Here is a 15,092-nt window from a genome sequence, read left to right as displayed (position 1 = left end):
TGCCTACTGACCCCACTGCCCACTGACCCCCGCTGAGTGAATGGACCACTGCACACACGTCTCGACGGTGTGCAGTGGTCCATTCACGCGTTGCCGGGGAGGGGTGCCTCCCAGCTGTGACGACTCGCGTCAGCGTGAGCGGTTGCGCTCCCGAGCCAACAGTTCGCTGACACTGAGCACCTGGCCGTTGTCGCCGCCGCGATGGCGGCCACTGTCGCCGCCCTCGGTGGACGGAGCGGCACGACGACCGGACGGCTTCTCCTCGCGGTCCGATTCCGAACTGGCCCCGACACCGTTGCCGTTGCTTTCGGTGTCATGTCGTTCCGAGGTGCGGTGGTCGGAACCACTGCTGTTGGAGCCACTGCTGTTGGAACCACTGCTGTCCGAACCGTTGCGGTCGATGCCGTTTCCGTTCGAGCCACGGCGTTCGGACCCGTTGTCGGCGTTGCCGTTTCGCCCGGAACCGTTGCGTCCGGCAGCTGTGCCGCCGTGGGTGCCGGTACTCGAGCCGTTGGTGCCGTGCTTGTCGGCCCCGTTCGTGGCAGCCCCGTTGGTAGCAGCCCCGTTGGTGGTCGAGCCGTTGGACGACGACCCGTTGGCACCGGTGCCGTGACCGTTCGAGCCGTGACCATTCGAGGTGTGGCTGTCAGAACCGTGGGAGCCGTTGGTGAGCGACTCGCTTCGCGGAGTGCTCGGCCGTGGTGCCTGCGATGCGCTCGGGGCTCGCAGATCGGCCAGCCAACTTTCGATGGATCGCGAATCCGGTTCCTCGGCCCGTCCCGCTCGCGTGCTGCGGGTGCGGCTCGGGGGTGCGCTCGGTGGTTGAGGCGACTGTTCGGGTACGGGTGCGGCACTCGGGGGAGCGGGTCGAGCGACGTCCGCTGCCTGAGTCGGTTCGGGTTCGACGTGCGGACGCGGCGGAACCTGCTGAGCCCGAGTCGGCCCGGATACGGGTGGGCGCGGTTCGGCAGGACGCGGCGGAGTGGGACGCGCCGCGGGTGCCTGCGGCGAGTAAGCCTGCGACGGGCGAGCCTGGGGCGAGTAGGCCTGCGACGAGTACGGCTGCGCCGAATCGGGCTGGGGCTCGGCCTGCTTCGGGGGAGTGGTCGGTGCCGCGCGGGTCGGCTCGGGTGGCGTCGCCGGCCGGCCGGTCACGCTTCGACGCGACTCTTCCTTCGCGGCGTGCGTGGCACGGATCGGTCCGCCTCCGTGCGGTGCCACCACCGGGATGGGTTCGGTGAGCGGCTCACCGCGGCGCGGTGTCGGACGCATCGGGGGTGCGACGGTCGACGAGGGCGCGCCGCCCGCGAGGGCGAGTTCGGGCACGTCTCCGGTGGGCAGCAGCTCGTCTTCGAGGATGGTCTCGCCGAGGCCGAGCTTGCGCTGAATGCGCTTCATCCACTGCGGAGCCCACCAGCAGTCGTCGCCGAGCAGCTTCATCGTGGCGGGCACGAGGAACATGCGAATCAGCGTCGCGTCGATGATGAGAGCGGCGATCATGCCGTAGGCGATGTACTTCATCATCACCAGATCGGAGAACGCGAACGCGCCGGTGACGACGATGAGGATCAGCGCCGCCGCGGTGATGATGCGTCCGGTATGCGAGGTTCCGATGCGGATGGCTTCGCTTGTGCTGGCACCCTTTTCGCGTGCCTCGACCATTCTGGAGAGTAGGAACACCTCGTAGTCCGTGGACAGGCCGAACACAATCGAGATGATCAGCACCAGCACCGGAGCCATGATCGGCCCCGGGGTGAAGTTCATCAGCCCCGCCCCGTGACCCTCGATGAAGATCCACGTCAGGATGCCCATGGTGGCACCGAGGCCGAGGACGGTCATCAGCACCGCCTTGATCGGCAGCACCAGCGATCCGAACGTCAGGAACATCAGCATCGTCACGATGAACACCACCAGCACGGCCATCAGTGGCAGCTTGTCGATGAGTGCGCTGATCGAGTCCTGCTCGATTGCCGGGGTACCTCCGATCATGACCGTCGCGCCGTCGGGCACGTCGATGCTGCGGAGGAATTCGATGGCCGGTTTCGAGTCGTTGCGATCGGTCAACCCGGCCTTGAAGACGATGACGCCGTCCTTGCTGGCGCCGACGGGGGTGAACTTCTCGATCAATCCGGGAGCGTTGTTCGCCTGCGTGGTGATCGCGCCGAGCGTCGGGCCCTGCGCGCCCTCGATGACCATCTTGATGGGTTCGGTGCGCTGGCCGGGGAACAGGCTGTCGAACTCTCCCTGCGCGACGCGGGTGACGTTGTCCGGCGGTAGGTACGTCTCGTTGATGCCACCGAATTTGATGTTGCCGACGGGCAGCGTCAGAAGGACCAATCCGAGCACGATGGGCACGGTGACCTTGACGGGGTTGCGCATCACCCAGCGGGTGAGCTTGCCCCACATGCCGTTCTCGATCTCTTCGCTCGACTTGGTCTTGCGCATGAACTTCAGACCGAGGGCGTCGACGCGTGGGCCGAGGATGGCCAGCATCGCGGGCAGGATCGTAATGGCCGTCAGCGCTGCGAGCGCGACGGTGGCGATGGATCCGTATGCGACGGATTTCAGGAAGCCCTGCGGAAACAGCAGCAGGCCACCGAGGGAGGCGACGATCATCGTCGCGGAGAACACGACGGTGCGACCCGCCGTCATGACGGTGCGGCGCACGGCCTGTGGCGTCGTATGTCCGTCACCGAGTTCCTCGCGGAATCTCGAGACGATGAACAGTCCGTAGTCGATGGCCAACCCGAGTCCGACGAGCGAGACCACGGGCGCGACGAACGAGTTGACCTCGGTGAAGTTGGTGAACACCTTGACGATGCCGTTGGCTCCGACCACCGTCAGACCGCCGATGATCAGCGGGAGTGCCGCGGCGACGACGCCGCCGAAAATGAAGAACAGCAGGACTGCGACGGCGGGAATCGCCAACAGTTCCATGCGGTGAATGTCGCCTGCCATCGTCGACTGCAGTGCGCCGGCCACGGCCTGAAGCCCGGTCACCTGGACGTCGACGCCGTCGATGTAGAAGGCGTCCTTGACGGCCTGGAAATTGTTGGTCAGTTCGGTGTCGTCGGCACCCTTCATCGCGATGCTGGCGATGGCATGTTGCTTGTCGTTGGTACCGAGAGCCGCGAGGTTGGGTGCGCCGGGCACCTTGAAGTAGGTGCCGTTGACCTTCTCGATCTGGTCGGGATGGTCGACGGGGAGCGATTCGAGGCTCGAGACGACCTTCGACTGGAATTCCGGATCGTCGATCGACGAACCTTCGGGCGCGGTGTAGAGGACGATGACGTCACCCTGCTTGTCGCGTCCGAACGTCGTGTCCGCCAGACGGGCAGCCTGGGCCGATTCCGAGGTCGGATCGTCCCAACCGCTCTGACTGAGATGGCTGTTGAGATCGAGACCGTAGGCAGCGAAGCCCAACAGCCCGGCCACCATGACACCGATAACGGTGTACCGCAGGCGGTAGACGATGTCTCCCCATCTGGCGAACACTTAAGAAACTCCTTGGCGCCCGACGAGCAGGGCGGACAGCGGTCGGAAGGGCTGCAGCCACGCGCCCTCGTCGGGGAGCGAATCGAGACTCACCCGAGGCAGTGGCTCACGGAAGACACCGGGAATGTCCTCGAGGTCGAGGAATTCCAGGATGTCCGACGTGACAGCCCAGCTTGCGTGCTCCCGGAATCCCAGTACCTGAACGGGTACTCCGGTTGCTGCGATGGCCTCCAACGGCCCCTTGAACGCCTGACCGTCGGCGGACGCGACCATGACACCGGCGAGGCCGCCGTCACGGTTGCGGAAGTCGATGTGGTCGAGCATGTCGGCGTCGACATCACTGTCTTCGTCGACCTTGGGCTTGGCGAACACCGCGAAGCCCACGTTACGCAATGCTTCGACCCAGGGGCGGACGACGTCGGCGCTGCCGGGTGCAATGTTGGTGAACACCGTTGCCTCGGGCTCGAGCGTCGCGGTGCCCGAGGTGGACAGTTCGGCGGTGCGGCTGAGCAGCCATCGGCCCAGCGCATCGAATCGTGGGCGGTAGGCAGCGGTGGGCCGGCCACCCAGGATCGCGCCGAGACCCATGTCCAGGTTGGGTGCATCCCACACGAGCAGGACTCGCTTGCTGTGGCGGGACTCACCGATCGCCCCGAGCTCGGCGGGATCGATCACGGTGTCGGGCATGTCCGTACTGACGCTCATGCTGTCTTCTTTCCCCAGATCAATTCCGTCACCGAGCTGCCCACCTGCTGGGCCTTGCCCTCGAACTTGGTCACCGGCCGCTCGTGCGTCATGGGCGACTCCCAATCGAGAACGGTCAGGCCGGGCTCGGCGTTCCCGGCCTCGGCAATCCACTCAGCGTATTCGGCGTGATCGGTGGCCACGTGCAGAACGCCGCCCGGCTTCAGGCGATCCGCGATCATCGCGAACGTGGGGCCCTGCAGGAGACGACGCTTGTGGTGGCGCACCTTGGGCCACGGGTCGGGGAAGAAGACGCGAACGCCGGTCAAGGACTCCGAGGTCAGCATGTTCTCGAGGACGTCCATCGCGTCGCCGCGGAACAACCTGACGTTCTCGATGTTCTCGCGCTCGATCTGCTGCAGAGTCTGCGCGAGCCCGGGTCGGTAGACCTCGACGGCCATGAGGTTGACGTGCGGCTCGGCCATCGCCATCGCCGTGGTGGCCGTGCCCGTGCCCGACCCGATCTCGAGAATCGCCGGACCGCTGCGCCCGAACCAGGCGTCGATGTCGATCTGCTCGTCGGCGACATCGCGGCCGATGCGTGGCCACAGGTTGTCCCAGGTGCTCTGCTGAGCGTCGGTCAGCGCTCCGCGGCGGGAGCGGAAACTGGTCACTCTGGGGTACAGCCGCGAGCCCCGTTCCTGGGTCTGCACCGAGTTGTCTCCGGTGTCGGCAGAGGTGTCCTGTGGCTCGTTCACCGGTCCATTGTCGCGCATCGGCGGAGTGTGTGACAGGTGGGTCTCGAGTTGAAGTTGAGACTTGCTGTTCCATCGCTGATCAGCGCTAGGGCCGCGTCCTATAAATACAACGGTGTAATTCTCGACGGCCCGTCCGGAACGGCCGTCGTGTGCCAGAATCGGTGCCGCAGCAGGGGGCTGCGGGCCACGTGGCCGATCGTGCTCGACGAGCCGATCGCACATCTCGATGTGGCCGTTCGGTGGGTCGTTTCCGGGGGGATCGATGATGGACGGTGCCGAGGCAGGTCTGGGTCGATTGCGTGTGCGCTCGGAAGAGGTGGACGCGGCCGGGGCCGGCACAGGCCGGAAGGCTGTCGAGAATGCTGTCGAGCGGCGTCTGCGGCCGCTGGAGGTGCACGTCTCCGGCCGCGTCGGAGTCGGGAAGTCGGTGATTCTCTCGGTGCTCGATGCCGCGCGACTGCATACCGACGGGTTCGAGGTCCGGTTGCACGAGAGCGGATGGGCCGATATCCCGCGTGCAGCGGAGGTGCAGCAGAGCCGCACCGCATCCGATATCGACGTTCTCGTCCACGTCCTGGCCGGTGCCGTGTCCCCGGACGACATCACCTTCCTCTCCGCTCGACCCGGCGGACCGCCGGAACACACCGTGATCCTGCTGAACAAGGCCGACACTCTCGACGAACCTGCGGCGACGGCCGCAGCGGCATCCGAGCAACTGGGGCGAAAAGTGCTGCCGGTGATGGGATCTGTTGCAGCGGGCCTGGGTGGCGCGGCCCGAGGCTCCGCTGTGGACATGGCCGATGTGCGGGCCGTCGCGGCCGGTGCGCTGCGTACTGGGGATCTGATGACGGTCGATCGGTTTCGGAGTGCTGATATTCCGCTCTCGACGCCGCGCCGAGAGGCACTGCTGGACCGTGTGGAACTACGCGGTCTCGCCCTGCTGGTCGAGGCGCTCCGGCGGCGCAGCGGGGTGTCCGACGCAGATGTATTGCGTGAGCTGTGGGAGGCCACCGGGGTCGACGCCGTGACGACGGTGGTGTCCGACGCGGTCTCGGCTGCTGCGACGGCCCGCGACGACGACCTGCACGAACAACTGCTGCAGATATCCGCCCGTCACCGAGACGTTCGAGGTGCCGTCGAATCGTATCTGGCTTCGGACGAGGCGGTGGCTGCCGATATGCGCTGTGCTGCAGCGCGATTGGGGGTACCGATCGAGACGGGCTCGGAGCGGGCCCTGCTGGAGCAGGCATTGGTCTGGAAGCGGTGTGCCGCCACCTCGGAGGACGACGCCGTCCGGCGCTCCGCCCTGGCCCTGTGCCGTGGCTATGTGCGGATGCTCCGACCGTGACCGATCCGAACCGGTTCCCGCTGCCGGACGATCTGAAAGGTGTTCTGCGTCGACGGAACTCGGAATCCTTCGTACGCATCGACCGTGCACGCAGCAGCCGACCTGCAGGCATTCACGTCACCGGCACCGCAGCATCCGGCAAGACCGAGATATGCCATCTGCTCACCCGGCGCGACGGCGCGGAGATCGGGTTCGCCGACTCGGTCGAGGAGGCCGCGGTGGTCGTGATCGTCGTCGACGCGTCGGCTCCGGTCGGCCGTGCCGACGTCGAGCGCTGGCGTCCTGCCTTCGAGTCGACACCGGTTGTGTTGGTGGTCAACAAGATCGATGTGCATCGCCGGTGGCGCGAGGTGGTCGACGCCGATATCGAGATCGTCGCCGAGCGTGTTCCGCGTGCGGTGGAACACTCCGTTCATCCGGTCTCGGCACGGTTGGCACGAGCCGGTAGGGAGATTGGCGATGCTGCCGTGTTCGCGGAGTCGGGTTTCGGGGCGGTCGCCGACAGAATCGACGCGTTGCTGATGCAGGCCGCGGCGGTAGGGGCACAGCGCAAATACGTTGCTGCAGTGCAGGAATCTGCCGCAGAGGCGAAGGCCGCCATCGTGGCCGAAGCTCGCGCAGTGACCGGAGGTGGTGACACCGCCCCTCTGCGTGCCCGGCGAGCGCGGCTGCTCGGTGAACGAGAACGTCTCGGTGGTGAACGACGAGCATTGCTGCACAACCGTATTCAACGGGTTCGGGTCGACTGTATTCACGCTGCGGCCGAGGACGTTCGGATGCTCGGCGCGCGGGTACGGCAGACGATAGAGGGATCGCGGCGGGCCGAACTCGGCCATCTGCCCGGGCACCTCGCCGAATCCGTACAGGCAGTTCGAGCACGCGCCGACGCTGCATTGTCCACCGGTCTCCGCGCCGTGGAAGTCGAACTCGGGCTCGCCGACACGGTGCCCGAATCCGGTACCGCAGGCGGCGAGATCGACATCGGCGAACCGACCAGGCGACGCGGGATCGAAGACGTCCTGATGGTCGCACTGGGGGCCTCGGCAGGGGTGGGACTGGGTCGGCTCGTGGTCTCGCCCCTGGCTCTGATTCCTACCTTGGCCGTCGCCAACACGATCGTCTCACTGGCCATCGGTGCCGCGATCGCGTGGTGGTTGACCCGCTCACGCGCACTCGTCGCCGACCGTGCGCACCTTCGCGGCTGGACCCAGGAAAGTCTGGCTCGCGTGAAATCGGAAGTGGAACAGCGGCTGCTCTCTCGCATTCTCGACGCCGAGTCCGCACTCGCGTCGGCGTTGACCTCGGCGGACCGGGAGGCGGCGGCACGTATCGATCTGTCGCTGGCCGAGATCGACACCGAACTTCGCACGCTCGCCGATCACAGATCGGCGCTGCTCTCTGCCTGCGATCGGGATCTGGCTGCACTCGAGCGCGGGCTGGAGCGATTTCTCGGGTCCGGGCGCGACTCGGTCGTGCCGTCGAAGCCCGTCGAATTCTCTCCCGGCGATCCGGAACCGATCGGCGCGCAGATGCGTCGAAGCGGGTAGGTGCACGTCCGAACAGGTTCGCAGGCGGCGAACAGGGACCCGACAGTGAGGAGCGTCGATGATCGCGGTGGATGGCTTCGCAGCGGGCGGTTTCGAGACGAACGAGCCGGCCGAGGACGCGTCGGACGACGGTGGCGGATACGTCTCGACGGACTGGTTCGATCTCGACGGCGACGGTCGTCACGAGACTTCCGTTCGGACGACGGAGGCCGGAACGACGGTGGGAACGGATGTCGATGGAGACGGTGTGACAGACAAGTTCACCGCCTTCGACCGTGACGGGCACTACGAATCCTGGGAGATTTTTCGGGAAGCGAACGGTTTCGGGCAGGGCAGATCGTCCGAATCCGGCCGACTGTAGGCCATTCGGTCTGATTTGCATCGGCGCTGGTGGATGGCTTCTTGCGTCGGTCTTTCCCTATCTGAATCGGTCTTGTGACCAATCGGACAACACCCTGTTTCTGGAATCACGTCGCTCGGCGTTAACCTGATGAACAGGACATCCGGCGCTCGGTCCTCAGCTTGCTGTATCCAGTAACATGGTGTACTGCAGCTCGAACGGCCGAGCAGCGCCCCGCCGAGAGGGGAAAACCGAGATCTACTCGTGCGTGCTTGCCCACAGCGATCGTGCGAATTCTTCCCGGTTCCGGCTAACCCCAGGAGAGTTAGATGACCTCAGCGACCATTCCCGGTTTGAGCGGCACCGACAGCGTGCCGACTCGACACAAAGAACTGCTTGCCTGGGTTGCTCAGGTAGCCGAACTGACCGAACCGGACTCCGTGGTGTTCGCTGACGGATCCGACGCCGAATGGGAGCGCCTGACCGACAAGCTGGTCGAGGCAGGAACCTTCACCCGTCTCAACGACGAGAAGAAGCCCAACTCGTTCCTCGGCAACTCCGATCCGTCGGACGTGGCCCGCGTCGAGTCGCGCACGTACATCTGTTCCAAGGAAGAGATCGACGCCGGTCCCACCAACAACTGGATGGACCCGTCGGAGATGCGGTCGTTGATGACCGAGCTGTACCGCGGTTGCATGCGCGGACGGACCATGTACGTCGTTCCGTTCTGCATGGGACCCTTGGACGCTGCCGATCCCAAGTTGGGCGTCGAGCTCACCGATTCGGAGTACGTCGTCATCTCCATGCGTGTGATGACCCGCATGGGTCAGGCCGCTCTGGACAAGATCGGCGACGACGGGTTCTACGTGAAGGCGCTGCACTCGCTCGGTGCTCCGCTGGCCGAGGGCCAGGCCGACGTGCCGTGGCCGTGCAACGACACCAAATACATCACGCACTTCCCCGAGGACCGCGAGATCTGGAGCTACGGATCCGGTTACGGCGGCAACGCTCTGCTGGGCAAGAAGTGCTACTCGCTGCGTATCGCGTCGGCCATGGCCCACGACGAGGGCTGGCTCGCCGAGCACATGCTGATCCTCAAGCTGATCTCCCCCGAGGACAAGGCGTACTACATCGCGGCGGCATTCCCGTCCGCGTGCGGTAAGACCAACCTCGCGATGATTCAGCCGACCATTCCGGGCTGGCGTGCCGAGACCATCGGCGACGACATCGCGTGGATGCGCTTCGGTGAGGACGGCCGTCTCTACGCCGTCAACCCCGAATTCGGTTTCTTCGGTGTCGCTCCGGGCACCAACTGGGACTCCAACCCGAACGCGATGAAGACCATCGATCAGGGCAACTCGGTGTTCACCAACGTCGGCCTGACCGACGACGGCGACGTCTGGTGGGAAGGCCTCGAAGGCAAGCCCGATCACCTGATCGACTGGAAGGGCAACGACTGGACGCCCGAGTCCGGAACCGATGCCGCACATCCGAACTCGCGGTACTGCGTGCCGATGGCTCAGTGCCCGTCGATGGCTCCCGAGTGGGACGACCCGCAGGGTGTGCCGATCTCGGCGATCCTGTTCGGTGGACGACGCAAGACCACCGTTCCGTTGGTGACCGAGGCCCGCGACTGGCAGCACGGCGTGTTCATGGGAGCCACCGTCGGCTCCGAGCAGACCGCTGCCGCCGAGGGCACCGTCGGTACCGTCCGACGCGACCCGATGGCCATGCTGCCGTTCCTCGGCTACAACGTGGGCGACTACTTCCAGCACTGGATCGACCTCGGCAAGAACGCCGACGAGTCCAAGCTGCCGAAGGTGTTCTACGTCAACTGGTTCCGTCGCGGCGACGACAAGCGCTTCCTGTGGCCCGGATTCGGTGAGAACTCGCGCGTGCTCAAGTGGATCGTCGAGCGCATCGAGCACAAGGCAGCGGGCGTCGAGACCCCGATCGGTGTCGTCCCCACGGCCGAGGCACTCGACATCGACGGCCTCGACACCACCGTCGACGACGTCGCCGAGGCACTCGCGGTGAACACCGACGAGTGGAAGGCCGAGATCCCGCTGATCCAGGAGTGGTTCGACTTCGTCGGCGAGAAGCTGCCCACCGGAATTCAGGACGAATTCGACGCCCTCAAGCAGCGCCTGGGCGCGTAGTATTTACGAGACAGAACGGGGCTCACCGAGGGGTGGGCCCCGTTCTGGCTTTCGAAGTATGCGAGATCAGGCGGTGAGAGCGGCCGCGCCGTGCAGGGTGCCGAGGCCGCCCAACGCAGCCGGCACCACCTGTAGGCCGTCGAGGAATTTCAGGCGCGCGTGCAAGGCGATCGACTCCCGGATCGGATCCCACAGCGGCGGGCCGGCCTGAGCGAAGCCGCCGCCGATCACCACCATCCGGACGTCCACCAGTGCGACCGCCGATGCGATGGCTTGACCGAGAGCCACTCCGGCGCGTTGCAATGCGGTGACGGCGAGCGGTTCGCCCGCGGCGGCATCCGTAGCCAGTTCGACACCGGTGTTCCCCGGCCAGCCCTGCTCCCGAGCCCACCGCACCGCCGAGGGGCCGCTGGAGACGGTCTCGACGCACCCGATTCCGCCGCACGCGCAGGGCGTCGCCGAACCGGGGACGACGATGTGGCCGATGTGCCCGGCATTGCCACTGGCCCCGGCGACGATTTTCCCGCCCAGCACCAGACCTCCGCCGATCCCGGTGGACACCACGAGGCTCAGCACGTCCGGTATCCCGGCAGCGGCACCGAATCGATGCTCACCCAACGCCGCTGCGCTGCCGTCCATGGCCAGAAGTACCTCGGCGTCGGGCAGTGCGGCGGAGATGTGCTCGCGCAGGCCGAATCCGTTCTTCCACTCGTCGACGTTGATCGGCGCGACCGATCCGGTGACGAGGTCGACCGGACCGGAGCACGCGACCCCGACCCGCGTCACGTCGACGCTTCCGACGACCCGGTGCAGCAGTTCGGCACAGGCCTCCCACACGCCGGTGGCCGGTGTCGGAACTGTCTCCGGGTGCTGCGGACGTCCGTCGTCGCCGACGAGTGCCGCTGTCATCTTGGTGCCGCCGATGTCGAGCGCGAGTGCCGTCATCGATCCAGGTTATGCGGGAGTGGAGCCTGCGGAATGACCCATTGGGTATGCGTTCGGTTTCAGGACCAGGACGAGGTTGCTGCCGAGGAACTCGCGGAGTATCGGTACGCGCATCATCCACCATGCCCAGCGCGGGTGATAGCGCGGAAACGCGGCCAGTAGCCTTGCGTTGGGAGTGCTTCGCGCCCAACGCAATCCGTCTGCCGCGCTGATATCGAACAGGGATTCGCCGAATCGGTTCTTGGGTTCGTGTCCGGTGGTGCGGGCGTAGCGTCGGGCCGCGTATTCGCCGCCGAGATAGTGCCACGGCCGGGTCTCGTGGCCGCCGAACGGGCCGAACCAGATGGTGTACGAGAGCACCGTGAGGCCGCCGGGTTTGGTGACGCGCAACATTTCCTCGGCCATCGTCCACGGCTCGCGGACGTGCTCGGCGACGTTCGACGAGAAGCAGATGTCGACGCTGTCGTCGCGGAAGGGCAACGCCATGCCGGAGCCGCGCACCGAACCGGGGATCTGCAGTCCGGCGGCGTGCATTTCCGAGGCGTCGGGTTCGACGGGCAGATAGCGCGCGCAACTCGCGCCGAAGACGTCGGCGAAGTATCCCGGTCCGCCGCCGACGTCGAGCACCGTGGCCGCCGACATGTCGGTGCCGGTCAGGCCGCGGTAGAGGTCTCCGATCAGTTCGACCGAATCACGGGCCAGGGCACCGTAGAAGATTTCCGGAGAACTCTGCTCGTGCCCGAAGTCCTTCAGGAGTTTCACCGAGCGACGCAGTGTCGCGCGAGAGGCGAACAGTCGTGTCACGGCGGAAGTCACGAAAACGAACCCTAGCGGTTAGTGTGGCAGCGGTATTCGACGACGGTCGAGAAGCGAGCACGGTGGATGGGGTGAAGCGAGCGGTGCGCGAGGTTCTGTTGCTGTGCTGGCGCGATACCGGGCATCCGCAGGGCGGCGGCAGCGAGCGCTACCTCGAGCAAGTAGGCGCGGGCCTGGCTCGACGCGGTGTCCGCGTCACGCTGCGGACGGCGTCCTATCCCGGTGCTCCGGCCGAGGAGATCGTCGACGGCATCCGGATCAGTCGCGGTGGTGGTCGCCTGTCGGTGTATCCCCGCGCTCTGGCCGCCATCGCCGCCGGTCGGCTCGGTTTCGGGCCGCTCAAAGGGATCTCCCCGGATGCCGTGATCGACACCCAGAACGGCATTCCGTTCTTCTCCCGCGCAGTACTCGGTGTGCCGGTGACGCTGCTGGTGCATCACTGTCACCGCGAGCAGTGGCCGGTGGCGGGCCCGATGATGGCAAAGCTCGGCTGGTGGCTCGAGTCGACGATCTCACCGAAGGTGCACCGCCGCAATCAGTACCTGACGGTGTCGTTGCCTTCAGCAGACGAGCTGATCGCTCTCGGTGTCGACCGGGAGCGCATCGCCGTGGTCCGCAACGGTGCCGACGACATCCCACTGTCGGTGCCGGAAGGCGGCGAGGACACCCGCACGCCCCACCCGTCCTTGTCCGTGCTGTCGAGGCTGGTTCCACACAAGCAGATCGAGGACGCGATCGACGTCGTGGCTGCACTGCGCGGCAGCATTCCCGACATCCATCTCGACGTCATCGGCGGCGGATGGTGGGAACGGAATCTTCGCGAGTACGTCACGAGCCTGGGCGTCGATCGATACGTCACCTTCCACGGTCACGTCGACGAGGAGCGCAAGCATGCACTGCTCGGTCGGTCGTGGGTGCATGTGATGCCCTCCCGAAAGGAGGGCTGGGGGCTCGCCGTCGTCGAAGCTGCCCAGCACGGTGTTCCCACGGTGGGCTATCGCAGCTCCAAGGGACTCACCGATTCGATCATCGACGGCGTCACCGGTGTTCTCGTGGGTGGTTCGACATCCGGAGCCGAGGACCGCGATGTGTCCGCGCTGACCGGTGCCGTCGCCGAACTGCTGCAGGACGCGGAGGCCCGCACCCGCCTCGGTGAGAAGGCACGAGTCCGCGCGGGTGAGTTCTCCTGGGGCCAGTGCGCCGACGGCGTGTTCTCGGTGCTCGACGGGACGACGCGCGGCACCTGGTCGTCAGGCCTGGTGGGGGCGGCCGACGCGCACACGCCTGCCGAATCGGCTCAGGAGTCCTACCGCTAGTCCGCCGAGCAACAGCAGTGCCCACGCCAGATGTGCGAGCACAACGGCTGTCGCCGAACGACTTTCGAGCATCACCGGATCCGGCACCCGATAGAGGTTCAGTTCCTCGTCGGAGTACACGGCGTCGAGTCGGTCCAACGTCTGCTGCGCATTGCCGAGCTCGCCCGGAGTCGTGTTCTCCACCAGTACCCAGCCGACACCCAGGGCCGCGAGAGTGTCCGCGGAGTCGCCTGCGAGCAGAGCGTTCTGCACGTCCGTCGCCCGTTTTCCTTCCCCGCGGACCGTGCCGCCTGCGACGAGGAGTTCACCGGTCTGCAGTACGTCGAGCGGCAGCATGCGGGGTGCGGGATCGAGAACGGGTGCTGAGCCGCTGTAGGGAAAGCGTCGGAACATTCCGGCGGGAAGGACGGCCACGTCGCCGTCCTGGTCGGCGAGTTCCGCCGACACCGCTTGCCACGACTGCGGGTACGTCACCGGCTTCAGTGCGCTGCCGACGCCCCAGCCGACGTCGGGGAGCGCAACGAGCAACGCCAGCACGGCCACGCCCCCCGGCAGCCATGCATTGCCGGATCGGGTGCGCCGGGACGCCAACCAGCTGACACCGGCCGCAGCGGCGAGAGCGTATATCGGCATGGCCAGCGCGACCCACTTCTGCGAATCGCGGAGCAGACCGGCCCCGGGGACGGTGTCGCCCAGTACACGAGCCGCCGCCAACCCCGGTCCGGTTGCTGCCAGCGCAGGAAGCACGATGGCAGCGAGCGCAACGACACTCAGGCCCACGATCACCGGATTGCGTCGACGCCGATACAGCGGCCGTATCCCGAGAGCGACGACGGTCAGCAACAGGACCGTCCCCACGACAGCGAAAAGTCTTGTCCGAGAACCGGGTACGGCATCGGAGTTCCAGATGCCGCCGAGACCGGCCAGGCTACCCACCGTGCCCAGACCCGGTTCGGCGCGTGCTGCGAACGCAGCCCAACCCGCCGGATCCGCCGGTTCGACGCCACCGCCCGACACCATCGTCGCCGCCAGCCACGGCGCCGACGCGACGGCTGCGATCGCGAGGGTGGCGACCACGCGCAGGCCGCGTCGGGCACCCCCGGGGAGGGCGACGACGAGTAGCGCGGCGGTTGCCGCCAGCAACGCACCGGTAGGGGTGAGCCCGGCCGCGGCCAGGCAGACGGCGAGGGCCCACCAGGAGCGACCGGACCTGACTGCGAGTGCGGCGACCACCGTCCACGGGAGGGCGGCGTAGCCGACGAGCAGACTCCAATGTCCCTGCAGCAGGCGTTCGGCGACGTAGGGGTTCCACACGGCCACCGTCGACGCGACGAGCAGGGCAGGCAGTGGCGCGGTGGGCAGCATCTTCTGCGCTATCACCGCCGCGCCCCAGCCGGCCGTCCACAACGCCAGCAGCAGAACGGCCTTGACCACAAGGCCACCGTCGAACACCGTGGTCAGGGCCGCGATCGCGGCATCCTGCGGCACTGCCCGCGCGGCCGCGTCGGCGATTCCCCAGGCGGAGTCGGTGAAGTAGGAACGGGGGGTGCTGACGGCGTCGCGAAGCAGGAGATATCCAGGGCCGAGCAGTGGTCCGAGAACGACGAGCGAGAGCAGCAGGCTGTAGAGCGGCGGCGTCCACCTCGACCTCGACCACGCCATGATCGGCACCCTATACCGTGGA

The 15,092-nt window shown here is 66.6% G+C and carries 11 protein-coding genes; 5 read left to right on the top strand and 6 right to left on the bottom strand.

The genetic code is table 11. The annotated features are described in order from the left end of the window. Window positions 1-129 precede the first annotated feature (129 nt). The 3 genes from CH268_RS10205 to trmB are packed head-to-tail and all read right to left on the bottom strand — an operon-like array spanning window position 130 to window position 4,973. Window positions 130-3,495 carry an MMPL family transporter gene (locus CH268_RS10205; RefSeq protein WP_094663695.1) on the bottom strand — a complete coding sequence of 1,122 codons (3,366 nt, stop codon included), beginning with the start codon at window positions 3,493-3,495 and terminating at the stop codon, window positions 130-132. Beyond that, window positions 3,496-4,182, bottom strand: a complete 687-nt coding sequence (locus tag CH268_RS10200; protein ID WP_228139387.1) for an NYN domain-containing protein — start codon at window positions 4,180-4,182, stop codon at window positions 3,496-3,498. 14 nt (window positions 4,183-4,196) lie between these two features. Then, on the bottom strand, window positions 4,197-4,973 hold the full coding sequence (gene trmB / locus CH268_RS10195) for a tRNA (guanosine(46)-N7)-methyltransferase TrmB (RefSeq protein ID WP_370878763.1): 777 nt from the start codon (window positions 4,971-4,973) through the stop codon (window positions 4,197-4,199). Between the two features lie 229 nt (window positions 4,974-5,202). On the opposite strand from trmB, the gene CH268_RS10190 reads away from it, so the two are divergent. From CH268_RS10190 to CH268_RS10175, 4 genes are all read left to right on the top strand, one after another. After that, window positions 5,203-6,285 (top strand): hypothetical protein, encoded by a 1,083-nt coding sequence (locus CH268_RS10190; RefSeq protein ID WP_176457910.1) that lies wholly within the window; start codon window positions 5,203-5,205, stop codon window positions 6,283-6,285. Beyond that, window positions 6,282-7,832 carry a hypothetical protein gene (locus tag CH268_RS10185; protein WP_094663693.1) on the top strand — a complete coding sequence of 517 codons (1,551 nt, stop codon included), beginning with the start codon at window positions 6,282-6,284 and terminating at the stop codon, window positions 7,830-7,832. The genes CH268_RS10190 and CH268_RS10185 overlap by 4 nt, the downstream gene beginning before the upstream one ends. A gap of 58 nt (window positions 7,833-7,890) precedes the next feature. Next, a complete protein-coding gene (locus CH268_RS10180; protein WP_094651129.1) occupies window positions 7,891-8,193 on the top strand; it encodes a DUF6802 family protein in 303 nt (100 codons plus the stop codon). 308 nt (window positions 8,194-8,501) lie between these two features. Continuing rightward, on the top strand, window positions 8,502-10,331 hold the full coding sequence (locus tag CH268_RS10175) for a phosphoenolpyruvate carboxykinase (GTP) (protein ID WP_032392102.1): 1,830 nt from the start codon (window positions 8,502-8,504) through the stop codon (window positions 10,329-10,331). Window positions 10,332-10,397: 66 nt separating this feature from the next. Here the strand turns inward: CH268_RS10175 and CH268_RS10170 are convergent, their stop codons facing one another. Together CH268_RS10170 and CH268_RS10165 are read right to left on the bottom strand one after the other, a co-directional pair. Then, window positions 10,398-11,276, bottom strand: coding sequence for an ROK family protein (locus CH268_RS10170; protein ID WP_094663691.1), 879 nt, complete (start codon window positions 11,274-11,276; stop codon window positions 10,398-10,400). A gap of 9 nt (window positions 11,277-11,285) precedes the next feature. Then, window positions 11,286-12,080: a class I SAM-dependent methyltransferase gene (locus tag CH268_RS10165; RefSeq protein WP_094663689.1), complete on the bottom strand. Its 795-nt coding sequence runs from the start codon at window positions 12,078-12,080 to the stop codon at window positions 11,286-11,288. 95 nt (window positions 12,081-12,175) lie between these two features. Here CH268_RS10165 and CH268_RS10160 point away from each other — a divergent pair, with 95 nt between their 5' ends. Next, the gene (locus CH268_RS10160; protein WP_032400525.1) at window positions 12,176-13,408 is read left to right on the top strand and encodes a glycosyltransferase family 4 protein; all 1,233 of its coding nucleotides are present in this window, start codon (window positions 12,176-12,178) and stop codon (window positions 13,406-13,408) included. Here the strand turns inward: CH268_RS10160 and CH268_RS10155 are convergent. Continuing rightward, entirely contained in the window at window positions 13,343-15,070 is a 1,728-nt protein-coding gene (locus CH268_RS10155; protein WP_094663687.1) for a hypothetical protein, read from the bottom strand. The genes CH268_RS10160 and CH268_RS10155 overlap by 66 nt on opposite strands. Between the last annotated feature and the right edge of the window lie 22 nt (window positions 15,071-15,092).

The organism is Rhodococcus sp. 06-1460-1B, assembly GCF_002258475.1.
In the GTDB taxonomy this organism is placed as follows: Bacteria; Actinomycetota; Actinomycetes; order Mycobacteriales; family Mycobacteriaceae; genus Rhodococcoides; species Rhodococcoides fascians.
The sequence above is the reverse complement of the archived record's forward strand: the minus strand, read 5'-3'. Positions and strand labels throughout refer to the sequence as shown.

Excerpts from the sequence above, each read along its gene's own strand:
- CH268_RS10170 (WP_094663691.1), bottom strand. The coding sequence starts at position 11,276 with ATGACGGCACTCGCGCTCGACATCGGCGGCACCAAGATGACAGCGGCA.
- CH268_RS10200 (WP_228139387.1), bottom strand. The coding sequence starts at position 4,182 with ATGCCCGACACCGTGATCGATCCCGCCGAGCTCGGGGCGATCGGTGAG.
- CH268_RS10175 (WP_032392102.1), top strand. The coding sequence starts at position 8,502 with ATGACCTCAGCGACCATTCCCGGTTTGAGCGGCACCGACAGCGTGCCG.
- CH268_RS10190 (WP_176457910.1), top strand. The coding sequence starts at position 5,203 with ATGGACGGTGCCGAGGCAGGTCTGGGTCGATTGCGTGTGCGCTCGGAA.
- CH268_RS10155 (WP_094663687.1), bottom strand. The coding sequence starts at position 15,070 with ATGGCGTGGTCGAGGTCGAGGTGGACGCCGCCGCTCTACAGCCTGCTG.
- CH268_RS10180 (WP_094651129.1), top strand. The coding sequence starts at position 7,891 with ATGATCGCGGTGGATGGCTTCGCAGCGGGCGGTTTCGAGACGAACGAG.